The 20,686-nt window shown below is 64.1% G+C and carries 22 protein-coding genes; 5 read left to right on the top strand and 17 right to left on the bottom strand.

Translation table 11 applies throughout. The annotated features are described in order from the left end of the window. Positions 1-1,302 carry an FGGY-family carbohydrate kinase gene (locus NKJ46_RS23835; RefSeq protein WP_352668099.1) on the top strand — a complete coding sequence of 434 codons (1,302 nt, stop codon included), beginning with the start codon at positions 1-3 and terminating at the stop codon, positions 1,300-1,302. Continuing rightward, positions 1,299-2,150 (top strand): TIGR01459 family HAD-type hydrolase, encoded by an 852-nt coding sequence (locus tag NKJ46_RS23830; protein WP_352668098.1) that lies wholly within the window; start codon positions 1,299-1,301, stop codon positions 2,148-2,150. The genes NKJ46_RS23835 and NKJ46_RS23830 overlap by 4 nt, the downstream gene beginning before the upstream one ends. Positions 2,151-2,170: 20 nt before the next feature. Here NKJ46_RS23830 and NKJ46_RS23825 read toward each other — a convergent pair whose 3' ends face one another. The 6 genes from NKJ46_RS23825 to tesB form a co-directional block, all read right to left on the bottom strand. Then, positions 2,171-2,977, bottom strand: a complete 807-nt coding sequence (locus tag NKJ46_RS23825) for an exodeoxyribonuclease III (RefSeq protein ID WP_352668096.1) — start codon at positions 2,975-2,977, stop codon at positions 2,171-2,173. A gap of 130 nt (positions 2,978-3,107) precedes the next feature. Next, the gene (locus tag NKJ46_RS23820) at positions 3,108-3,791 is read right to left on the bottom strand and encodes an outer membrane lipoprotein carrier protein LolA (protein ID WP_352668094.1); all 684 of its coding nucleotides are present in this window, start codon (positions 3,789-3,791) and stop codon (positions 3,108-3,110) included. A gap of 130 nt (positions 3,792-3,921) precedes the next feature. Beyond that, on the bottom strand, positions 3,922-6,570 hold the full coding sequence (locus NKJ46_RS23815; RefSeq protein WP_352668093.1) for an FtsK/SpoIIIE family DNA translocase: 2,649 nt from the start codon (positions 6,568-6,570) through the stop codon (positions 3,922-3,924). A gap of 313 nt (positions 6,571-6,883) precedes the next feature. Further along, positions 6,884-8,206: an ammonium transporter gene (locus NKJ46_RS23810; protein WP_352668118.1), complete on the bottom strand. Its 1,323-nt coding sequence runs from the start codon at positions 8,204-8,206 to the stop codon at positions 6,884-6,886. 49 nt (positions 8,207-8,255) lie between these two features. Continuing rightward, positions 8,256-8,594 carry a P-II family nitrogen regulator gene (locus NKJ46_RS23805; RefSeq protein WP_023679755.1) on the bottom strand — a complete coding sequence of 113 codons (339 nt, stop codon included), beginning with the start codon at positions 8,592-8,594 and terminating at the stop codon, positions 8,256-8,258. Between the two features lie 219 nt (positions 8,595-8,813). Continuing rightward, the gene (gene tesB / locus NKJ46_RS23800; protein WP_031212697.1) at positions 8,814-9,689 is read right to left on the bottom strand and encodes an acyl-CoA thioesterase II; all 876 of its coding nucleotides are present in this window, start codon (positions 9,687-9,689) and stop codon (positions 8,814-8,816) included. A gap of 100 nt (positions 9,690-9,789) precedes the next feature. Here tesB and NKJ46_RS23795 point away from each other — a divergent pair, with 100 nt between their 5' ends. Then, positions 9,790-11,034: a ubiquinone biosynthesis hydroxylase gene (locus NKJ46_RS23795; protein ID WP_352668116.1), complete on the top strand. Its 1,245-nt coding sequence runs from the start codon at positions 9,790-9,792 to the stop codon at positions 11,032-11,034. Positions 11,035-11,297: 263 nt separating this feature from the next. On the opposite strand, the gene NKJ46_RS23790 is transcribed toward NKJ46_RS23795, so the two are convergent. From NKJ46_RS23790 to NKJ46_RS23780, 3 genes are all read right to left on the bottom strand, one after another. Beyond that, positions 11,298-11,825: a hypothetical protein gene (locus tag NKJ46_RS23790; RefSeq protein ID WP_352540843.1), complete on the bottom strand. Its 528-nt coding sequence runs from the start codon at positions 11,823-11,825 to the stop codon at positions 11,298-11,300. 119 nt (positions 11,826-11,944) lie between these two features. Then, the gene (locus NKJ46_RS23785; RefSeq protein ID WP_352668092.1) at positions 11,945-12,301 is read right to left on the bottom strand and encodes a YciI family protein; all 357 of its coding nucleotides are present in this window, start codon (positions 12,299-12,301) and stop codon (positions 11,945-11,947) included. A 2-nt stretch (positions 12,302-12,303) separates the two neighbouring features. Continuing rightward, on the bottom strand, positions 12,304-12,540 hold the full coding sequence (locus tag NKJ46_RS23780) for a hypothetical protein (protein WP_352668090.1): 237 nt from the start codon (positions 12,538-12,540) through the stop codon (positions 12,304-12,306). Positions 12,541-12,765: 225 nt separating this feature from the next. Here NKJ46_RS23780 and NKJ46_RS23775 point away from each other — a divergent pair, with 225 nt between their 5' ends. Continuing rightward, positions 12,766-13,191, top strand: a complete 426-nt coding sequence (locus NKJ46_RS23775) for an OsmC family protein (RefSeq protein WP_352643715.1) — start codon at positions 12,766-12,768, stop codon at positions 13,189-13,191. A gap of 252 nt (positions 13,192-13,443) precedes the next feature. On the opposite strand, the gene NKJ46_RS23770 is transcribed toward NKJ46_RS23775, so the two are convergent. From NKJ46_RS23770 to NKJ46_RS23740, 7 genes are all read right to left on the bottom strand, one after another. Beyond that, on the bottom strand, positions 13,444-14,082 hold the full coding sequence (locus NKJ46_RS23770) for a YceH family protein (RefSeq protein ID WP_352668088.1): 639 nt from the start codon (positions 14,080-14,082) through the stop codon (positions 13,444-13,446). A 232-nt stretch (positions 14,083-14,314) separates the two neighbouring features. After that, the gene (locus NKJ46_RS23765; RefSeq protein ID WP_292663232.1) at positions 14,315-15,094 is read right to left on the bottom strand and encodes a succinate dehydrogenase iron-sulfur subunit; all 780 of its coding nucleotides are present in this window, start codon (positions 15,092-15,094) and stop codon (positions 14,315-14,317) included. Then, positions 15,094-15,531: a DUF3052 domain-containing protein gene (locus NKJ46_RS23760; RefSeq protein ID WP_352668085.1), complete on the bottom strand. Its 438-nt coding sequence runs from the start codon at positions 15,529-15,531 to the stop codon at positions 15,094-15,096. The genes NKJ46_RS23765 and NKJ46_RS23760 overlap by 1 nt, the downstream gene beginning before the upstream one ends. A gap of 2 nt (positions 15,532-15,533) precedes the next feature. After that, the gene (sdhA, locus tag NKJ46_RS23755) at positions 15,534-17,372 is read right to left on the bottom strand and encodes a succinate dehydrogenase flavoprotein subunit (protein WP_352668083.1); all 1,839 of its coding nucleotides are present in this window, start codon (positions 17,370-17,372) and stop codon (positions 15,534-15,536) included. 3 nt (positions 17,373-17,375) lie between these two features. Then, positions 17,376-17,771 carry a succinate dehydrogenase, hydrophobic membrane anchor protein gene (gene sdhD / locus NKJ46_RS23750; protein ID WP_352468070.1) on the bottom strand — a complete coding sequence of 132 codons (396 nt, stop codon included), beginning with the start codon at positions 17,769-17,771 and terminating at the stop codon, positions 17,376-17,378. A 1-nt stretch (position 17,772) separates the two neighbouring features. Beyond that, on the bottom strand, positions 17,773-18,192 hold the full coding sequence (gene sdhC / locus NKJ46_RS23745) for a succinate dehydrogenase, cytochrome b556 subunit (protein WP_292663224.1): 420 nt from the start codon (positions 18,190-18,192) through the stop codon (positions 17,773-17,775). Positions 18,193-18,435: 243 nt separating this feature from the next. Beyond that, positions 18,436-18,816: an RAD23 family protein gene (locus NKJ46_RS23740; RefSeq protein ID WP_352668082.1), complete on the bottom strand. Its 381-nt coding sequence runs from the start codon at positions 18,814-18,816 to the stop codon at positions 18,436-18,438. A 252-nt stretch (positions 18,817-19,068) separates the two neighbouring features. On the opposite strand from NKJ46_RS23740, the gene NKJ46_RS23735 reads away from it, so the two are divergent. Further along, positions 19,069-19,428, top strand: a complete 360-nt coding sequence (locus tag NKJ46_RS23735) for a hypothetical protein (RefSeq protein ID WP_352668080.1) — start codon at positions 19,069-19,071, stop codon at positions 19,426-19,428. Here the strand turns inward: NKJ46_RS23735 and NKJ46_RS23730 are convergent. After that, positions 19,412-20,632, bottom strand: coding sequence for a GGDEF domain-containing protein (locus tag NKJ46_RS23730; RefSeq protein WP_352668077.1), 1,221 nt, complete (start codon positions 20,630-20,632; stop codon positions 19,412-19,414). The genes NKJ46_RS23735 and NKJ46_RS23730 overlap by 17 nt on opposite strands. Between the last annotated feature and the right edge of the window lie 54 nt (positions 20,633-20,686).

Here is a 20,686-nt window from a genome sequence, read left to right as displayed (position 1 = left end):
ATGCCGCGTTCGTCAAGCCCGCTATCAACTGGCCCGCTTGCCATCGGCATCGACATCGGCACATCCGGCGTGCGCGCCGTCGCCATGCGCCCGGACTTTTCCATTGCCGCGCATTCCGCTATTGCCCTCGAGCGATTTGGGCTGAACGGCCGCGACCCCGCAATATGGTGGGAGGCGGTCGGTGCGACGTTGGCGGAACTGCTCAAATGCATCGATCGCGCGGCAGTGCGCTCGATCGCCGTCGACGGTACGTCGGGCACGCTGCTGCCGGTCGACGGCGGCGGGCGGCCGCTGGCCGAACCGCTGATGTACAACGACAAGGTCGCTGACGACACTCTTCTGACTGCAATAGCCGGCGCGGCACCGGCAACGAGCGCTGCACTCGGGGCGACGTCCGGTCTCGCCAAGGCGCTGTCTTTCCAGCACCTGCCCGGCATCGCCACTGTGCTGCACCAGGCCGACTGGATCGCCGGACAGTTTTCCGGCCGCTTCGATGTCAGCGACGAGAACAACGCCCTCAAAACCGGCTACGACGTCGAGGCCCGGCGCTGGCCCGACTGGATCGCGGCGACCGGCATGCGTGTGGATCTTCTACCCCGCGTCGTGCGGCCGGGCGATGTCACGGGCACGCTCACCGCCAGCGCCGCGAAAGTGTTCGGCCTGCCGCGTGACGTGGTTGTCGTCGCCGGCACCACCGACGGCTGTGCATCGTTTCTGGCGACCGGTGCGAGTGACGCGGGCGACGGCGTCACCGCGCTCGGCTCATCGCTGACCATCAAGATCCTCTCCGACCGGCCGATCTCGGCGCCGCAGTTCGGCATCTACAGCCATAGGCTGGGAGACATTTATCTGGCGGGCGGCGCCTCGAACTCCGGCGGCAAGGTGCTGGCCCAGCATTTCCCCGTCGCCCGCATTGTCGACCTCAGCAAAAAGATCGACCCGGCAACCGAGACCGGCCTCGATTATTACCCGCTGCCGGCACCGGGCGAACGCTTCCCCATAGCCGATCCGGCACTGCCGCCACGCCTCGAGCCGCGGCCCGCCGACGACGCCGATTATCTGAAAGCGATGTTCGAGGGTATTGCGGCGATCGAAGCGCTCGGCTATCGCCGGCTTGCCGAACTCGGCGCCCCCCGGCTGACATCGGTCAGGAGCGTCGGCGGCGGTGCGGCCAATCCGGCCTGGACAGCGATCCGGCAGCGCAAGCTTGGCGTCGCTCTCGTGCCGGCGCTTTCGGAGGAGGCCGCTGCCGGCACGGCGCGGCTGGCGCTGATGGGCGCAAGCGCAGCGGGGCTTTTATGACGGCCAAGGCAATTCAACACCTCGATGGCATCGCCGCACTGATCGACCGCTATCAGGTGTTCCTGCTCGACCAGTTTGGTGTGCTGCACGACGGCACCAGCGCCTATCCAGGTGCTGTCGAAGCCCTGTCGGCACTCAAGCGCGCCGGCAAGACCATCGTGCTGATCTCGAATTCCGGCAAGCGGGCGCAACCCAATGAGCGCCGCCTGCTGAAGCTCGGCTTCGAACCGGGAAGCTGGGATCACTTTGTCTCCTCCGGCGAGGTGGCGTGGCGCTCCTTCCACCAAATGGCGGCCTCCGGAGCCCTGCGCCCGCAGACAAAATGCCTGCTGATCCGCCGCGACAATGACCGTTCGGCTGTCGACGGCCTGCCCTTCGTCCTGGCCAAGGACGGCGACGATGCAGAACTGGTGCTGATTTCCGCCAGCGAGGGCGATCGCTACGACCTCGACCATTATCGCCGGCTTCTTGGCCCGGCGGCGGCGCGCCGGGTGCCATGCTTCTGCACCAACCCCGACAAGATCATGCTGACTGCCGTCGGCCCTCGCTTCGGCGCCGGCCGGCTCGCCGATCTCTATGAGAGCCTCGGCGGCAGCGTGGCGCGCATTGGCAAGCCCAATCCGCAGATATTCGAGGCAGCGCTGGCGCTGGCGGGTCACCCGGAGCGCGACAGCGTGGTCTGCGTCGGCGACAGCGTCGAGCACGACATCGCCGGCGGCAACGGCGTCGGCGTCGCGACGACGCTGGTCCTGTCGGGCATATTGGCGGGGGCGCCTGACCTGGAGGACGTTTTCGCCACGCTGAACGCCCGTCCCGACTACATTGCGGATAGCTTCAGGTTCCGTTGAGTTGTTAAGGCGAGACAAAGCTAGTCGAGGTTGAAACGCCCGATCACCGGCACATGGTCCGAGGGCCGTTCCCAGCCGCGCGCCGGCCGCAGGATTTCATAGCCGGCAAAATGCGGCACCAGGTTTGGCGACGACCAGATATGGTCGAGGCGGCGGCCGCGATTTGAGGCCTGCCAATCCTGGGCGCGATAGCTCCACCAGGTGTAGAGTTTCTCCTCGTAAGGCACATTGAGCCGCATCAGGTCGATCCAGTCGCCGGCGAGCCGCATCGCCTCGAAGTTTTCCGTCTCGACCGGCGTATGGCTGACGACGTTGAGGAGCTGCTTGTGCGACCAGACATCGTGCTCGAGCGGCGCGATGTTGAGATCGCCGACCAGGATCGAGCCGGAATGCTCGTCATGCTCGGCCCGGACGGCGTTCATCTCGGCAACGAAATCGAGCTTGTGCTTGAACTTGCGGTTGACGGCCGGGTCGGGCTCATCGCCGCCGGCCGGAACGTAGAAATTGTGCAGCAGGATCGTTTTGCCGCCGGCCTTGACGGTGACCGACAGATGCCGGCTGTCGTCGATCTCGCAGAAGCGGCGCCTTTCGACCATCTCGATCGGCCGCCGTGCCACCGTCGCAACGCCGTGATAGCCCTTCTGGCCATGGAAGGCGATGTGCTCGTAGCCGAGCTTGCGGAACGCCTTCTCCGGAAACAATTCGTCCGGAACCTTGGTTTCCTGCAGGCAGAGCACGTCCGGCGCCTGCTCGACCAGCAGGCGCTCGACGATCGGCATGCGCAGCCGGACGGAGTTGATGTTCCAGGTAGCGATGGAAAACGGCATGTGGGGTTCCGGACAACGCAATATCCGCCGGATGGCTCCGACGGAAGTCAATCGCGGAAACTACTGCCAGCCGCGCACCGCAAAAACAAGCCGCCCGCACCAACGCGGAAGGCCCCTTAGCGGTAGAAAGCTACCGCGTCTTGGTGTTCAGCTCGCGGTTCGCCGTATAGTCGATGGCGAAGGTGTCGGGGGCGAAGCTGACGCCCTCCTTGGTGTTGAAGATCATCACCGTCGTATCCTTGCCTTGCGCATCGGTGATGGTCCACTGCCGCAATTCATAGGATTTCGGATCGAACATCATGGTGATCTTCGAATTGCCGAACACCGATTTGTCGGCAAGCTGGATGGTGGTGAGGTCGTCCTCTTCCTTGACGCTTCTGACGCGTCCGCCCGAGAGATCGATCTTGTCGTCGAGCAGCAGCTTCAGCGGCGTCTTCGACAGCGGGTAGAGGTCAGAGGTCCGCAGCTTCTTGTTGAGGATGACCACCGACTTGCCGTCGGAAATCACCCTGAAATTCGAGGCGCCATCATAATTGAAGCGGATCTTGCCCGGCCGTTCCAGAAAGAACTTGCCGCCGGTCTGCTCGCCCTTGGGTCCGAACTGCACGAACTCGCCGCTCATCGATTTGACCGAGGAGAAATGATCGGCGATCTTCTGCGCCGTCGCCGGAACCGCTGCTTGCGCCGCCGCCAGCAGCTGGAAGCCGGGCACGAGATTGGCGGCCGCCGCACCGGCCAGGACCAGACCGAGGCCGAGCACCTGCCGGCGGGTTGGGGCGAAATCCCTGCTTGGGGCGAGAGTTGCGTTTTTCATGCCGGTCACCATCATCTGATTGCTTGCTCGTTATATTGGTCTGGCCCCCCAGTTGGGCTTAAGTTTGGCGGGCCGCACGGCGCCGGTCCGTTGCAACGCGCCAAAAGGTTCAAGGTTGCCGGCGCGGGCTCTAGAACTTGTCGTCCTCCGTCGGCACCAGGATTTCGCGTTTTCCGGCATGATTGGCCGGGCCGACAATGCCTTCCTTCTCCATCTTCTCGATGATCGAGGCGGCGCGGTTGTAGCCGATGCCGAGCCGGCGCTGGATGTAGCTGGTCGAGGCCTTGCCGTCGCGCAGCACCACCGCAACCGCCTGGTCGTAGGGATCGTCGGAATCCTCGAAATTGCCGCCGTCGCCGCCGCCACTGCCTTTGCCCGACGGCTCGTCGTCATCCTTGTCGTCGTCCTCGGTGATGGCGTCGAGATATTCCGGCACGCCCTGCAGCTTCAGATGTGCGACGATCTTCTCCACCTCGTCGTCGGAGACGAAGGGACCGTGCACGCGCTGGATGCGGCCGCCGCCGGCCATGTAGAGCATATCGCCCATGCCGAGCAGCTGCTCGGCGCCCTGCTCGCCCAGGATGGTGCGGCTGTCGATCTTCGACGTCACCTGGAACGAGATACGGGTCGGGAAATTCGCCTTGATAGTGCCGGTGATGACATCGACCGACGGCCGCTGCGTCGCCATGATGACATGGATGCCGGCGGCGCGCGCCATCTGCGCCAGGCGCTGCACCGCGCCTTCGATGTCCTTGCCGGCGACCATCATCAAATCGGCCATCTCGTCGATGATGACGACGATGTAGGGCATCGGCTCGAGGTCGAGATTCTCTGTCTCGTAGATCGCTTCGCCGGTCTGGCGGTCGAAGCCGGTCTGCACGGTGCGCGAGATTCTTTCGCCTTTTTTCTCGGCCTGCTGCACGCGCGCGTTGAACCCGTCGATGTTGCGGACGCCGACCTTGGACATCTTGCGGTAGCGGTCCTCCATCTCGCGCACGGTCCATTTCAGCGCCACCACCGCCTTCTTCGGATCGGTGACCACCGGTGTCAGAAGATGCGGAATGCCGTCATAGACCGAGAGCTCCAGCATCTTTGGATCGATCATGATCAGCCGGCAGTCCTGCGGCGTCAGCCGGTAGAGCAGCGACAGGATCATGGTGTTGATGGCGACGGACTTGCCCGAGCCGGTGGTGCCGGCGACCAGCACGTGCGGCATCTTGGCAATGTCGACGATGACCGCCTCGCCATTGATGGTCTTGCCGAGCGCCAGCGCCAGCTTGGACTTTGTCGTTTCGAAATCGCGGCTGGCGAGTATCTCCCTGAGATAGACGGTCTCGCGTTTGGCGTTCGGCAGCTCGATGCCGATGGCGTTGCGGCCTGGCACCACGGCGACACGGCAGGCGATCGCGCTCATCGAGCGGGCGATGTCGTCGGAAAGGCCGATGACCCGCGACGATTTGATGCCGGGCGCCGGCTCCAGTTCATAAAGCGTGACGACCGGGCCGGGACGCACATGGATGATCTCGCCCTTGACGCCGAAATCCTCCAGCACGCCCTCGAGCAGGCGGGCATTCTGCTCCAGCGCGTCCTTCGACAGGCTGGCATCGCGCACGACATTCTTCGGCTCGGACAGGAAATGCAGCGACGGCATTTCAAACCTTTCCGAGCCGATCAGTGTGGTCTGCGCCTCGCGCTGGACGCGGGCGCCCGGAGCCGGGCGGGGTGCCGGCGCTGCGACGCGCGTCGCCGCATCGGAGCGGAAATTCTGAACCTGCGCTGTCGGGGCGCTGCGTCGTTGGCCCGCGGGCTCCGGTGCAAAATCCATGTCATCCTCATCGTCGAAGACGTCGGCATCGTCGGGGTCGATCGAGGCGCTGCGGTCGTTGACCATGGCGGCGAAGAATTCCGGCTCGACGCGGGCGCGCCCGCCCGGGCTCATCCGCGCCTCGGCGAACTCGGCCGATTCGACCCGTTCGGCCGCCCGCCGCCAGGCGCTGGGGCGCGGCTCCATCTCCGGCTCGAAATCGTCGCGCTCGCGCCGGCGCGCGGCGCGGCGGCGCAGATAGGCTCGCAGCGACAGCCACCAGTGGGTGATGGCGCCAAGCGCCAATATGCCTTCGTCGCCCTCGTCCTCTTCATTGTCGAAAAGCAGGTCGTCCTGCGGGTCGGGCACGGCAGGCTGTTCGAGGACGGCGAAGCCGTTCTTGCGTGAAATCAGCGCCGAGCCATACAAGAATACCCACAGCGCCGGCGCTGCCAGGAGCACGGCGAGCACGCTGGCAACGAGGCCGGTCGGATAGCCGCCGATGATCAGGCCGGGAATGTTGAGCACCATATCGCCGAAGACGCCGCCGAGGCCGGTCGGCAGCGGCCAGGTCTTGGGCGGCACCACGCAGCCGGCAATTGCTGCGCCAAGCAGCGAAAACCCGAACCAGGCCAGCGCCCGTTTCGGCAGGCGGTCGACACCGCGCGCGGTAAACAGCAGAAATCCCCAGATCACCGCCGGCACCAGCGCCGCAACGGCGGCAAGTCCGAAGAACTGCATGGCGATGTCGGAAAAGACGGCGCCGGCATAACCCATTGCATTGGTGACGATATTGTCGGTGGCGTGCGAAAAGCTCGGATCGGCGACGTTCCAGGTGGCAAGGGCGGCGACGCCGAAGCCAACCAGAGCAAAGAGCCCGGCACCGACCAGCCGCCCGACCTGGCGCCTCGCGAACGACCGGATGCCGCGCTCCGTATCGGCCAGCGCAAGCGATGCTGAAGCCCCTGAACGCATGCTCTTCCTCGTCTGTCGTTGCCCGGCCGGGCGCGGACGCGCAACACGGCAGATTCGGCTGTCAGACTAGCGGCGGGAAGGTTAAGGGCGCATTAACCATGGGCAATCTGCGTCCCAGGGAAGGGCGCAGCTGTTTCACGCCGCCGGCGGATCGAGCCACCTTGATCAAGCGATTGTGATCGAGCCATAACGACCGCCTGCACACAAAAAAGAGGCCCGGAAGGTTTCCGGGCCTCAAGGCGTGAGCCCTTTCGGGAGCATCACGACGGGATCTTCCCGGCACCGGCAAAACGCCGGTGCCAGCCAATAAACCTTACGGCACCACTTCGCCGTGCTGGCTGATGTCGAGGCCTTCGACCTCTTCCTGGGTGGAGGGACGCAGGCCGACCAGCGCCTTGACGATGTAGAGGATCACGAAGCTCGCGAATGCCGTCCACAGGATGGTGAAGACGATACCGTAGAGCTGCTTGCCGACAGAAGCACCCGAGCCGAGGCTGTTGATCGCCGGATCGGCGAGCACGCCGGTCAGCAATGCACCGATGATGCCGCCGATGCCATGCACGCCGAACGCATCGAGCGAGTCATCATAGCCGAACGCGTGCTTGAGCTTGACGGCCGAGACGTAGCACAGCACGCCGGCGACGATGCCGACGATGAAGGCGCCGGTCGGATTGACGAAGCCGGAAGCCGGCGTCACCGCGACCAGGCCGGCGACGGCGCCCGAGATGATGCCGAGAACGCTCGGCTTCTTGGCGACGATCCATTCGGCGAACATCCAGGCGAGCGCCGCAGCGGCTGCGGCAACCTGGGTGTTCAGCATCGCGGCACCGGCAAGGCCGTCGGCGGCCAGCTCCGAGCCGGCGTTGAAGCCGAACCAGCCAACCCACAGCAGCGAAGCGCCGATGACGGAGTAGACGAGGTTGTGCGGCGCCATGTTGGTGGTGCCGTAGCCTTCACGTTTGCCGAGAACCAGCGCGCAGACCAGGCCGGCAACACCGGCATTGATGTGCACAACCGTGCCGCCGGCGAAATCGAGAACGCCGGCTGTGCCGAGGAAGCCGCCGCCCCACACCCAGTGCGCGATCGGGGCGTAGACCACCAGCAGCCACGCGCCCATGAAGATGAGCAGCGCCGAGAACTTCATGCGTTCGGCGAAGGCGCCGGCAATCAGCGCCGGCGTGATGATGGCGAAGGTCATCTGGAACATCGAGAAGACGAACTCAGGGATGTTCGCCACGCCCGGCAGCCACAGCGACGAGGTGGTGATGCCGTTGTGGAAGAATTTCGAGAAGCCGCCGAGATAGGCATTCATGCCGCCGCCATCCGAGAAGGCCAGCGAGTAGCCGAACATGAACCACAGCACCGTCACCAGGCAGGTGATGGCAAAGCTCTGCATGATGGTGGCGAGCACGTTCTTCTTGCGCACCATGCCGCCGTAAAACAGCGCCAGGCCCGGGATGGTCATCATCAGCACCAGCGCCGTCGAGGTCAGCATCCAGGCGGTGTTGCCGGTGTCGAGCGCGGGCGCAGGCGCAGCCGGTGCTGCCGGTGCCGCTTCCTGCGCGAACGCAGCAACCGTGCCCAGTGCAGCGAGAGCGAGCGAGCCCAAAACGGCCGCGCGTCCCGTTATCTTCAAGGTGGAAGGAATATTCATTGAACTCTCCATTGGAATACGTATCCGCAGCTCAAAGCGCGTCGGTGTCTGTTTCGCCGGTGCGAATGCGCACCGCCTGGTCGATGCCGAAAACGAAGATCTTGCCGTCGCCGATCTGGCCGGTCTTGGCCGCCGCGGTGATGGCTTCGACGGCCTTGTCGACCATGTCGACAGCGACCGCGACTTCGATCTTGATCTTCGGCAGGAAGCTGACCGCGTATTCCGCCCCGCGATAGATTTCCGTGTGCCCCTTCTGCCGTCCGTAGCCTTTTACCTCGGTGACGGTCAGGCCCTGGATGCCGACTGCGGTGAGCGCCTCGCGCACCTCGTCGAGCTTGAACGGCTTTATGATTGCCATCACGATCTTCATAAGGTTTCACCCTTTGCTGTTGCGGGTCCCCGCGTTTGCACGACTTCGCCGATCCCCATGAGAGCCGGAGAGTGCCCGCTAGGATTCAAGCTCCGTGCCAATTGCCGAAGCAGGGTGTTAAGCTGTTGTTAAACAACGAAATCGGGAAGGTTTGTCGACTGCCTGTTCACAGGCGCGGCAGTGCATATGCTCAAAAAATAGGCAAATTTCGAAAAATGCCTACTCCGCAGGCGGCCGCTTCAGCCGGATGAGTCCTTCTTGGGCAACGGAGGCGATCAAGGTGCCGTCGCGCGCAAACAGCGAGCCGCGGGTAAAGCCGCGCGATCCTTGCGTCGACGGGCTGTCTTGCGTGTACAGCATCCAGTCGTCGAGCGGGTGGCTGCGGTGGAACCACATGGCGTGGTCGAGGCTGGCCGCCTGGATATCGCGATCGAAAATGGCGCGGCCATGGGCAAAGGTCGAGGTGTCGAGCAGCGTCATGTCGGAGAGGTAGGCGAGCACGGCCGCCTGCGTGGCGCGGTCGGCCGGCACCGGGCCGGTCGTGCGGATCCAGATGTTCTGCTTCGGCTCGAGCTTTTCCCGGCTGGTATAATGCTTCAGCATCACCGGCTTCATCTCGATCGGCCGGTCGCGCTCCCAATAGCGCTTGATGCCGTCGGGCACCGCTTCGCCGAACTTGCCCAGCAACTCGCGCTGCGACAGCAACGTGTCGGGCGCCGGCACGTCCTGCGGCATCGGCACCTGATGTTCCAGGCCGACCTCATCCTGCTGGAACGAGGCTTCCAGCGAAAAGATCGCCTGGCCGTGCTGGATCGCCACGACGCGGCGCGTGGTGAAGGAGCCGCCGTCACGGATGCGGTCGACCTCGTAGATGATCGGCACCTTGGTGTCGCCCGGCCGCATGAAATAACCGTGCAGCGAGTGCACATGGCGCTCGGGCTCGACCGTTCGCTGCGCGGCGACCAGCGCCTGGGCGATGGTCTGGCCGCCGAAGATGCGCTGCCAGTCGAGCTTGGGGCTGCGACCACGATACAGATTGTGTTCCAGCTGCTCGAGGTCGAGAATGCCGAGAAGCTCGTCCATGGCTGCCGTCATCTTGACCTCGCCGCAAAATTACCATGGCGGTTTCCGACAGGAACAGCGGGCAGTCAAGGGCGGAATGCCCGGCGACAGTCAGGCTGCGAAAGGAATTGCCATGGTGGACAGCAAGAATTCGCTCGACGTTCTGGTCGCCGGCGCCGGCTATATCGGCTTGGCCGCCGCCGTATCGCTGAAGCAGGCGCGGCCGAGCCTTGCCGTTGCCGTCGTCGATGCAGCACCCGCCGGGGTCTGGCAAAAGGACGGCCGCGCCTCGGCGATTGCCGCCGCCGCGTGCCGCATGCTCGACCAGCTCGGCGTCTGGAACGAGATCGCGCCGGAGGCACAGGCGATTACCGAAATGATCGTCACCGATTCACGCACATCCGATCCGGTCCGCCCAGTGTTCCTCACCTTCGACGGCGAGATCGCGCCCGGAGAACCCTTTGCGCATATGGTCGCCAACAAGGATTTGAACGGCGCCTTGCGCCGGCGCGCCGAACAACTCGGCATCGGCATCATCGAAGGCGTCGCCGTCAGCGCCTTCGACATCAACGGTGCCGGCATCACCGTGCATCTTGCCGATGGCGCGACGCTGAAAGCGCGCCTGCTGGTCGCCGCCGACGGCGTCAACTCGAAGCTGCGCGACATGGCCGGCATCAAGACGGTGAAATGGGAGTATGGGCAGTCCGGCATCGTCTGCACGGTGGCGCATGAGCGGCCGCACAACGGCCGCGCCGAAGAGCATTTTCTGCCAGCCGGCCCCTTTGCCACGCTGCCACTCAAGCCGGGCAAGGACGGTACCAACCGTTCGTCAATCGTCTGGGTCGAACGGTCGCAGGATGCCGAAAAGCTGGTCGCGGGCGACACCCTGGTCCTGGAATATGAGCTCGAGCACCGCTTTGGCCTCAAGCTCGGCGAAATCCATATCGCCGACAAGCCCCGCGCCTGGCCGCTCGGGCTGACCATTGCGCGCGCCTTCGTCGTGCCGCGCATCGCCTTGGCCGGCGACGCCGCCCACGGCATTCATCCGATCGCCGGCCAGGGCCTCAATCTCGGCTTCAAGGACGTGGCTGCACTTGCCGAAGTGGTGGTCGAAGCCGACCGGCTCGGCCAGGACATCGGCGCGCTGGACGTGCTCGAGCGCTACCAGCAATGGCGCCGTTTCGACACGGTGCAGATGGGCATCACCACCGATGTGCTGAACCGGCTGTTTTCCAACGATTTCGGCCCGCTGCGCACTTTGCGCGACATCGGCCTCGGCCTCGTCGAGCGCATGCCGCGGCTGAAGGGCTTTTTCATCCGCCAGGCGTCGGGTCTGTCCGGCGACACGCCGAAACTATTGAAAGGCGAGGCGATCTAAACAGGCCCTGATGCTCCCCCAACTTCGTCATCCTTGGGCGTAGCAACGCGAAGCGGAGAGAAGACCCAAGATCCATGCCGTGACCTGAGACGAAGAATGCAGCGGAGCAGAATTCTGCACCGTCGCGACGCCTTAAGGTCACGGCATGGATCCTGGGGTCTGCGCCGCGTCGCTTCGCTCCTTGCTTCGCGCCAGGATGACGAAGCGATCAGGCGTCTCGGCTTAATCGCCATGCGGTCTGCCAAATTTCCGTGTCAGGGAACTTAGTTGACCTCGAAGCCCAGCTTCTGGCGCAGTCGCAGCATGCGCTGGTCGGGAATTTGCAGGTTTTGCCCGCCGGCTTCCGCCGCACGGCTGACCATCCGCAGCAGATCGCTCCTTTCGGCCGCGTCGAGCCGTTCCCGCAGGAACGGTGCCAGCTTGTCGATGACGACCGTGGCGTCGTCGATTTGCGATGCCGCCCATTTGGCGTAGATCACCGCTTCATCGGTCTGTTTTTTGTCGGCAATCTCCGAGATCACCGATCGAATGGCAGCTTCGCGTTGCGGCAGCACAGGACCATGTTCGGAAACGATGGCGGTGATCAGCGTCGCGGCGGCCACGACCGGATCGTCGATCGCCGTCAGCGGCGAGAGCGCCGCCTGCTTGCGCAGTTTCTTGCGGCGGACGTTGCCCTGGACGCGGCCAACGACGTCGGCAACCTCACGCGCCGCGTCGTTCATGGTCTTCAGCCGGTACCACCAGAACGCCGCTGCCCCCAGCAGGCCGATTGCAGCAATCAATATATGCATGCCCCAAGATCCCCCAATCTCGGGCGACGATAGGAGAAGTATTGCTTCGCTTCAACACGCAAAAGTTGCGCCGATTGAAGAAACCGACAGCCTGCGCCAGTCGCCGGCCGCCGACATCCCTACGACCCCGGCACGTTGTAGATCGCCCGCACCTCGATCGTGCCGATTTCGGCCAGCGGAATGCCGCCGGCGATCTCCAGCGCCTCGTCGAGATCCTCGGCCTCGATCATGACAAAACCGAGCAACTGCTCCTTGGTTTCGGCGAAGGGGCCGTCGGTAACCAGCCGCTTGCCTTTGCGCCGGCGCACGGTCTTCGACGTCTTCACCGATTGCAGCGCCTGCGCTATGACCAGCCGTCCGCTTTGCGCCACCGACCTGTCATAGGCCAGTGAATCGGCGTCGAGCTTGGCTAGCCTCGCAGGCGTCATTGCGTAGAGATCTTTTTCTTCACCGTAGACCAGGCAAACGTATTTCATCTTTACCTCCATTCCTGGGTTGGACCGTAGGACGAGGCTACGGAAACATTGGCCGGGCCTTTGGCGGCGGCATAGTCGAGCCCCGCTGCATAATCCAGAAAGGACACCGCAATGCCGATGATGGCAATCGCCGCAAGCAGCCGGCCGAAGCCGGAAGGCGGCACGCGCGACCAGTCGGCTTGTTGTTCACCGGCCCTGTGGCTGGTGCTTGTCGGGTGAGCAGAAAACAGATTGTTCATGTGGTCCTCCATCCGGCCACCAATTTCATGGCCGCCCGCAGGACGGCCGGGACAGATGGAAGTCGACATTTTTTGCACGCATATTTTTTTGCGATATTTTCCCGAGCGATTTTGCCCGACCATGCTGCCGCCGATACGAAAGCGCGGGTGGCCTTCGCTCCCGCGCGCGCTATAGTCGACTGGATGCCGATCACGGGCTCAGCCACGACAATCAAGGAGGAATTGATGGACCGCACCGCCAACGCCGTTTGGAAAGGCAGTTTCAAGGAAGGCAAAGGCACACTCGAAACCCAGAGCGGGACGCTGAAGGGCACGCCCTATTCAGCCAAGATGCGTTTCGAGGATGAGAGCGGCAAATCCGGCACCAACCCGGAGGAGCTGATCGCCGCCGCCCATGCCGGCTGCTACGCCATGCAGCTTTCGCATTTTCTCGCCGAGAACGGCACTCCGGCCGCCGAGCTCGACGCCAAGGCCGTGGTAACGCTGGTTCCCGGCACCGGCATCACTGGCAGCGCGATCACGCTGGTCGGCAAGGTACCGGGCATCGATGCCGCCAAGTTCAAGGAATTGGCCGAGAAGGCCAAGGCCGAATGCCCGGTTTCAAAAGCGCTCGGCGCCATCAAAGTATCGCTCGACGCCAGGCTCGGGTGAGCAGACCACTTTGCCAGGAAAACGCCGGCCCAGAGCCGGCGTTTTGCTTTTCCAGAGGCTGGCGATCCGTCGCGCCCCCCTCTGTCCTGCCGGACATCTCCCCCACGAGGGGGGAGATTGGCAGCTTCGCCGTCCCGCAATCTTTCAACGTTTGAGATTGGCGAAGGCCGACGTGACATCCAATCTCCCCCCATGTGGGGGAGATGTCCGGCAGGACAGAGGGGGGCGCTGTCCCTCCGACATCTCGAATGATTATTGGCTTCTTTCGCCAGCGAGCACCTCGAGGCGTGCACGCAGCGCCGCAAGCTCTTCCTCCAGCGCACGCACGCGCGCTTCGAGGTCGGGCGCCGCTGCCGGTGGTTGCCATAGCGCCGAGGCCGCCAACGCCTCCACTGGCCCGCTGAGCAGATGGACATAGCGATCTTCGCGCTGGCCTGGCCCGCGATCGATCTGCTGCACCAACGGTGGCCGGCGGCCGATCAGCAGATCGAGGTTGCCGCGAAGCTCGTCGATCGACGGCAGCCGCGCCATACGCTCGCTTCGTGCCAGCAATTCATAGGCCGTCTGCGGGCCGCGCAGCAGCAACAGGCCGAGCAGCGCGATCTGCGCCGAGGTCAGGGAAAAGCGCTGCGCCACGACATGCTCGTAGCGCTCGACGCGCGACGCGAACACCTGCCTGACGAGGCCCTTCTGCTCGAGCTGGCCAAGCGCCCTTCTGACCTCGCCAAGTTCGACCGACATCACCGGCTCGCGCGCCGTTTTCTGGTTGGCCGCCGCAAGTGCCGCATTGAGCGTCAGCGGATAGACATCCGGCGTCAGCTCCTTCTTCTCGATCAGGCAGCCGAGCACGCGCGCTTCGATGGGAGAGAGGATGGGAAGGTCATCGCTCATTGGGCTACAATCCTTTCTGAGGCTGGCGGGACAGCGCCCCCCTCTGTCCTGCCGGACATCTTCCCCACAAGGAGGGAGATCGGCAGCTTCGCCGACACCGCGTCATCCTTCAACCTTGGAGATTGGCGAAAGCCGTGATGGCAGCCAATCTCCCCACCCGTGGGGGAGATGTCCGGCAGGACAGAGGGGGGCGCGAAGGATCGCTGCGGATGAGACAATCCCGCCCGCAACCCTAAACCCGTCGCTCCACCATCATCTTCTTGATCTCGGCGATCGCCTTGGCCGGGTTGAGCCCCTTGGGGCAGGTCTGGGCGCAGTTCATGATGGTGTGGCAGCGGTAGAGCCGGAACGGGTCTTCGAGGTTGTCGAGCCGCTCGCCCGTCGCCTCGTCCCTGGAATCGATCAGCCAGCGATAGGCCTGCAGCAGCGTCGCCGGGCCGAGATAGCGCTCGCCGTTCCACCAGTAGCTCGGGCAGGAGGTCGAGCAGCAGGCGCACAATATGCACTCGTAGAGCCCGTCGAGCTTTTCGCGGTCCTCGTGGCTCTGCAGCCACTCCTTGGCCGGCTCGGGCGATACCGTCTTCAGCCACGGCTCGATCGAGGCGTGCTGGGCGTAGAAATTGGTGAGGTCGGGCACCAGGTCCTTGACCACGGCCATGTGCGGCAGCGGATAGACCTTGATCGCGCCGGAAATGTCGTCACAGCCCTTGGTGCAGGCCAGCGTATTCGACCCGTCGATGTTCATGGCACAGGAGCCGCAAATGCCTTCGCGGCAGGAGCGGCGCAGCGTCAGGGTCGGGTCGATCTTGTTCTTGATCCAGAGCAGCGCGTCGAGCACCATCGGCCCGCAATCGTCCATGTCGACGAAATACGTGTCCATGCGCGGGTTCTCGTCATCGTCCGGCGACCAGCGGTAGATACGGTATTCGCGCAGATTGGTCGCGCCCTCCGGCTTCGGCCAGGTTTTTCCGGCCATGATCTTCGAGTTTTTCGGGAGCGTGAGTTCGACCATTACCTCAGGTCCTTTCGGATGACGAGCTTCAGCCCGGACCAGATCTCGTTTATGGCGGCGACCTTGACGTCGACGAGGTCGAGCTTCAGCGCCTCGGCGCGGATAACGTCCTCGGTGACGTCGGTCGGCACTTTCGATGCCTTCTTTGGCCATGACACCCAGACCATGCCGTCCCGCTTGATCGCCGCTTCGACGTCGCCAAGACGGTCCTCGATCTCGACACGCTGCCGGGCGAAAGCATGCACCGCATCATATTTCTGATGAACGCCCGAAATCGCCGACCAGTTGGCCAGCCGGTCGAGCCCGGCAAAATCCACGGCTTCGGCAAGGTCGTCCAGTTCGGGCGGCAAGGCGACGAAGGCGGCAATCATCCCGTCCTTCAGGCCGAGCTTGGCTGGAAGGGGTGTGCCGGAATATCCAGCTGCCGCCACCGCCATGATCAATACACCCTGGCCTTTGGCGCGATCTTGGCCGGGTTGATGCCGCCGTCTGCCTCCTTGAGCAGCGTCTCGGTGTGCACCGGCCGATAGGTGAGCGCCACCTCGCCGGCCTCGTTGAGCCGGGCCAGCGTGTGCTTGCGCCAATTGGCGTCGTCGCGGGCCGAAAAGTCCTCCCGCGCGTGCGCGCCGCGGCTTTCCTTGCGCGCCTCGGCGCCGTAGACGGTGGTGATGGCGTTGGCCATCAGGTTTTCCAGCTCCAGCGTCTCGACCAGATCGGAGTTCCAGATCATCGAGCGATCGAACACTTTCACGTCCTTGAGCTCGCCCCACAGCTGCGAAATGCGCCTGCAGCCGCTTTGCAGCGATTCCTGGGTGCGGAACACCGCTGCGTCCTCCTGCATCGCCTTCTGCATCTTTTCGCGCAAAACCGCTGTCGGCGTCGAGCCGTTGGCGTGACGCAGCCGGTCGAAGCGATCCATGATCTTTTCGACCGAAGCCTCGTTGGGCGATGGGATCGCCGAGGTGCGGTCGATCACCTGGCCGGCCCGGATCGCCGCCGCGCGGCCGAACACCACCAGGTCGATCAGCGAGTTGGAGCCCAGCCGGTTGGCGCCGTGCACCGAGGCGCAGCCGGCCTCGCCGACCGCCATCAGCCCGGGTGACACCTGGTCCGGATTCGACGCCGTCGGGTTCAGCACCTCGCCCCAGTAGTTGGTCGGCACGCCGCCCATATTGTAGTGGACCGTCGGCAGCACCGGTATCGGTTCCTTGGTCAGGTCGACGCCGGCAAAGATCTTTGCCGATTCCGAGATACCGGGAAGCCTCTCGTGCAGAACGGCCGGGTCGAGATGGTCGAGATGCAGGAAGATGTGATCCTTCTTCGGGCCGACGCCGCGGCCCTCGCGGATCTCCAGCGTCATACAGCGCGAGACCACGTCTCGGGAAGCCAGGTCCTTGGCTGACGGCGCGTAACGCTCCATGAAGCGCTCGCCCTCGGAATTGACGAGATAGCCGCCCTCGCCGCGCGCGCCCTCGGTGATCAGGCAGCCGGCGCCGTAGATGCCGGTCGGGTGGAACTGCACGAACTCCATGTCCTGCAGCGGCAGGCCTGCGCGTGCGGCCATGCCGCCGCCATCGCCGGTGCAGGTATGCGCCGAAGTGGCCGAGAAATAGGCGCGGCCATAGCCGCCTGTCGCCAGCACCACCATCTTGGCCGAAAAACGATGGATGGTGCCGTCGTCGAGGTTCCAGGCGACGACGCCGGTGCAGGTTCCGTCCGGCTCCATGATCAGGTCGAGCGCGAAATACTCGATGAAGAACTGCGCATTGTGCTTCAGCGACTGGCCGTAGAGCGTGTGCAGCATGGCGTGGCCGGTGCGGTCGGCGGCCGCACAGGTGCGCTGCACTGGCGGCCCCTCGCCGAAATTCATCATCATGCCGCCGAACGGCCGCTGGTAGATTTTCCCGTCCTCGGTGCGGCTGAAGGGAACGCCGTAATGCTCGAGCTCGTAGACCGCCGCCGGCGCCTCGCGCACCATGTATTCCTGCGCGTCGGTGTCGCCCAGCCAATCCGAGCCCTTGACCGTGTCGAAGAGATGCCACTGCCAGTTGTCTGGCCCCATATTGGCGAGCGAGGCGGCAATGCCGCCCTGCGCCGCCACCGTATGCGAGCGCGTCGGGAACACCTTGGTGATGCAGGCGGTGCGCAGGCCCTGTTCGGCCATGCCGAGCGTGGCGCGCAGGCCGGCGCCGCCGGCGCCGACGACCACGACGTCGAATTTGTGGTCGACATAGCTATAGGCGGAAGCCGTGTTGGCGTTCTTAGCGTCCTTGGCCAAAACTCAGCCTCCAAATGCCAGTTTAAGCAGGGCGAAGACCGAGGCGACGCCGACGACTACGGGAAAGAATGTGTTGAGGGCGAGCAGCGCCAGCCTGGCGCCTTCGCCGTGCACATAGTCTTCGATGATTGCCTGCATGCCGAGCCGCATGTGGTAGAGCACCGACAACAACACCAGCGCCAGCACCAGTGCCACGAACGGATTGGCAAGTGCGGCGCGCACCTCGAGATAGCTGGCGCCGTTGAGTGCGATCAGGAAGCCGACGAAGAACAGGACCAGCGGGATATTGGAGATGGCCGTCAGCCGCTGGCGCCAGAAATGGCCGGTACCCTCGCGGGCGGAACCGAGGCCGCGGACCTTGGCCAGCGGCGTGCGCATGTCGGTGTTCTTGCCGTTCATGTCAGGCTCCCCGCGCCATGTAGCCGGCAATCCAGATCAGCAGCGTCAGCGTGACCGAGCCGGCCAGCGTCGCCCAGGCGATCCTCGAGGCCGTATGCTTTTCCAGCCCTGCCCCAGTGTCCCAGATAAGATGGCGCACACCGCCCAGCATGTGGTGCATCAGCGCCCAGCTGTAGCCGAACAGCACCAGCCGTCCCAGCCACGAGCCGAAGGCCCAGTTGACAGCATTGAAGGTCGCCTCCGAGCTCGCCGCCGCCATCAGCCACAGGGCGACCAGCAGCGTGCCGAAATAGAGCGCCCCGCCGGTGATGCGGTGGACGATCGACATCGTCATGGTGATCGGCGGCCGATAGACGGTCAAATGCGGCGAAAGCGGCCGTTCGCGTCTGGCAAATTCGCGGGTGGCTGGTGATTTGCTCATGGCTCCCCCAGTTCGGCGTCTCTGGAGCCTCAGGTGGAAATGCGGCATTGCCGCTTCCGGTTGCGACTTCGGACAGCCGGTTTCTAATGCTCTTTTTGCACCGCGTCAAAGCCGGAAAACCGTTTCGAAAACGTAATTTAGTCTGACGAAAGCGAGGCTTTCAGCTTCAATCGATTAGGGCTGTTGCCTTGAGCCGGCACAATGTCGCTGCACTGCAAAAATATGGCTGGCGCAAGGGGCGGATCAGCGCTTGCAGGCCAGCGGTGATGCACCGCCCTTCATCACCAGCGCATCACGCCCATCGATCACGATTGCGTCATGCGCCTCGCCGTAGCGGCTTGTCTGATTGGTCGGTGAGGCCGGCAGCTCGGCGCTGGTGCCGTCGGGGCCGAGGACGCGCACCGACGTGCCGAGGTTCTCGATGGTCATCACGCTACCGTCGGCGCATTTGTAGGTTGCAGTGCGCGGCTGCCGTGCCGTCGGTTCGCTAGCGGCGGGAGCAAGCGACACGGAAGCGGCGGGCGTATTGCCGAGCTTGGGCGCGCTGGTCTGCGGCGCGCAGGCGGCGGCGGTTAGCAGCGGCGGAATGGCCAGCGCCATCCGAAACGTGCGGCGTAATCTCATGCTGCTTTTCTCCCGCGCATCGAACCCGCCGCGATGCTCCGGCAAGCCCCCGGATTTTCATGCTTTTTGAGTCGCGCTCGATGCCGGCGATGGTGGGAACACGGCATGGCCGAATGATGGCCGGTGGGTGCTCGAAATTAACCATGTTTTCCGAGACCTCGCCCCGGCTGCCGTTGCCCTCTTAACAAAGGTTAATAAAAGGTTAATTTCTGATTCGAGGAGGCTTGCCTCTCAGCAAAGGAGCAGCACGCCATGCATTCGAATTCAGCAGGATCGCGCCTTCCCTGGTTCCTATTGGCGGCGCTCGCCCTCGGCATCGCCGCACCAGCACTCGCCGGGACGCGTCACCACGACCGCGTCTATGCCGATTCCTTCGGCAATCTCGTCATCGAAAGCGCCGCCGGCTACAAGCGTATCCTCGTCGGCGAGGGCAAGCTCGCCAAGGAATTGTCCGCCTACACCAGCGCCGGCCAGCCCGACGTGATCTACGAAAACGAATCGGACGATGTCCGCGGCGGCGACTGCTACAGGCCGCCGGTTTTCGTCAAGGGCCGCAGCTATATGTACGGCCTCTCCGACGGCGAAATGCCGGAGCTCAGCCCCTGCCGCTGACGGCCACGCCGCCTTTTGCCACCGCTGCCGGCTGGGCAACAGCCGACCCCACCGAGACACGCACACAATCGCGGCCGCTGCCCTTCGCCTGATAGAGCGCTTTGTCGGCGCGCCGCAGCAGGTCGGAAAAGCTTTCGCCCGGACCAAGCTCGGCAACGCCGAAACTGGCGCTGCAGCGGTGATCCGCGGGCAGGCAGTCGATCGGCGTGGCACCGAAGGCGCTACGCGTACCCTCGGCAAAGAGCCGGGCGGCGGCTAGATTGGTCCCTGGCAGGAAAATAGCGAATTCCTCGCCGCCGATGCGGCCGGCAACATGATGGTCGGCCGCGGCATCGCGGAGAAAACCGGCAAAGGTCTCGATGACCCGATCGCCGGACGCGTGGCCGTAAGTATCGTTGATGCGCTTGAAATGGTCGAGATCGGCAATGACCAGTGCCGCTGGAACGGCCCGCCGCATGGCGTCGCGCAGTGCGATCTCGGCATGGCGCTCGAAGCCGCCACGGTTGAGCAGCCGTGAAAGCGTATCGGTTTCCGACTTCGACGTCGCCTCGGCGAGCACGTCGCGGACCAGGATAGCCAGCGTCACCAGCGCAAGCGCCAGGCCGAACACGGTGCCGATCGACTGCGACACCAACGCGTAACTGGTCTGCGCATAAGATTGCGGGTTGGCACCCCAGCCGCCGAGCGCATGGGCGATGAAGGGTTTGCTGGCGAACTGCAAGGTGCTGGCCGCCAGGACAGCCATCAGCATATAGTCGAGCCGCTCGCGTCTTTGCCTGGACGACAAGACGATCGCCAGCCCGGTGAATTGCATGGCCGCATAGGGAAGCTGGTAGGCCGCCATTCGCACAAAGGATTGGCGTGGCAGGTCCTGGACGAAGTAGACCGCGAGGGTGGCGAAGACCAGGAAGAACAGCATCGGCGGCCAAGGCGGCGAAACGCGGTATTTATGGGCAAGCCCGCCATTGAAGGCGACGGTAGCGCCGAGGAAGGCGGCAAAGGCGGCGACAACCACGGGACGCGCATTGTCGAAGGCAGGAATGCTGAACTCGATCGCGAAATAAGCCATGCCGAGCACATAGCCGAACGCCAGCCAGCGCGCCGACACCCGGCCGGCGTCATAGACCGCGATCGTCATGAAGGCCGCCGCCAGCAGCCCGGCAACGAACAGGTTGATCACCAGGATGAAATTAGCGCTGCCCATGGCGTTTTTGGCACTCCCCGCCGAACAGCAAATCACCGAGGCGCGAAAAAGACG

Source organism: Mesorhizobium sp. M0166, assembly GCF_040322255.1.
Classification (GTDB): domain Bacteria; phylum Pseudomonadota; class Alphaproteobacteria; order Rhizobiales; family Rhizobiaceae; genus Mesorhizobium.
The sequence above is the reverse complement of the archived record's forward strand: the minus strand, read 5'-3'. Positions and strand labels throughout refer to the sequence as shown.

Coding starts and splice junctions, on each gene's coding strand:
- NKJ46_RS23730 (WP_352668077.1), bottom strand. CDS start 20,632: ATGGGCAGCGCTAATTTCATCCTGGTGATCAACCTGTTCGTTGCCGGG.
- NKJ46_RS23805 (WP_023679755.1), bottom strand. CDS start 8,594: ATGAAGATCGTGATGGCAATCATAAAGCCGTTCAAGCTCGACGAGGTG.
- NKJ46_RS23795 (WP_352668116.1), top strand. CDS start 9,790: ATGGTGGACAGCAAGAATTCGCTCGACGTTCTGGTCGCCGGCGCCGGC.
- NKJ46_RS23765 (WP_292663232.1), bottom strand. CDS start 15,094: ATGGTCGAACTCACGCTCCCGAAAAACTCGAAGATCATGGCCGGAAAA.
- NKJ46_RS23835 (WP_352668099.1), top strand. CDS start 1: ATGCCGCGTTCGTCAAGCCCGCTATCAACTGGCCCGCTTGCCATCGGC.
- NKJ46_RS23820 (WP_352668094.1), bottom strand. CDS start 3,791: ATGAAAAACGCAACTCTCGCCCCAAGCAGGGATTTCGCCCCAACCCGC.
- NKJ46_RS23760 (WP_352668085.1), bottom strand. CDS start 15,531: ATGGCGGTGGCGGCAGCTGGATATTCCGGCACACCCCTTCCAGCCAAG.
- NKJ46_RS23830 (WP_352668098.1), top strand. CDS start 1,299: ATGACGGCCAAGGCAATTCAACACCTCGATGGCATCGCCGCACTGATC.
- sdhC (WP_292663224.1), bottom strand. CDS start 18,192: ATGAGCAAATCACCAGCCACCCGCGAATTTGCCAGACGCGAACGGCCG.
- NKJ46_RS23790 (WP_352540843.1), bottom strand. CDS start 11,825: ATGCATATATTGATTGCTGCAATCGGCCTGCTGGGGGCAGCGGCGTTC.
- NKJ46_RS23815 (WP_352668093.1), bottom strand. CDS start 6,570: ATGCGTTCAGGGGCTTCAGCATCGCTTGCGCTGGCCGATACGGAGCGC.
- NKJ46_RS23740 (WP_352668082.1), bottom strand. CDS start 18,816: ATGAGATTACGCCGCACGTTTCGGATGGCGCTGGCCATTCCGCCGCTG.
- NKJ46_RS23825 (WP_352668096.1), bottom strand. CDS start 2,977: ATGCCGTTTTCCATCGCTACCTGGAACATCAACTCCGTCCGGCTGCGC.
- tesB (WP_031212697.1), bottom strand. CDS start 9,689: ATGACGGCAGCCATGGACGAGCTTCTCGGCATTCTCGACCTCGAGCAG.
- NKJ46_RS23770 (WP_352668088.1), bottom strand. CDS start 14,082: ATGAGCGATGACCTTCCCATCCTCTCTCCCATCGAAGCGCGCGTGCTC.
- NKJ46_RS23735 (WP_352668080.1), top strand. CDS start 19,069: ATGCATTCGAATTCAGCAGGATCGCGCCTTCCCTGGTTCCTATTGGCG.
- NKJ46_RS23785 (WP_352668092.1), bottom strand. CDS start 12,301: ATGAAATACGTTTGCCTGGTCTACGGTGAAGAAAAAGATCTCTACGCA.
- NKJ46_RS23780 (WP_352668090.1), bottom strand. CDS start 12,540: ATGAACAATCTGTTTTCTGCTCACCCGACAAGCACCAGCCACAGGGCC.
- NKJ46_RS23775 (WP_352643715.1), top strand. CDS start 12,766: ATGGACCGCACCGCCAACGCCGTTTGGAAAGGCAGTTTCAAGGAAGGC.
- sdhD (WP_352468070.1), bottom strand. CDS start 17,771: ATGAACGGCAAGAACACCGACATGCGCACGCCGCTGGCCAAGGTCCGC.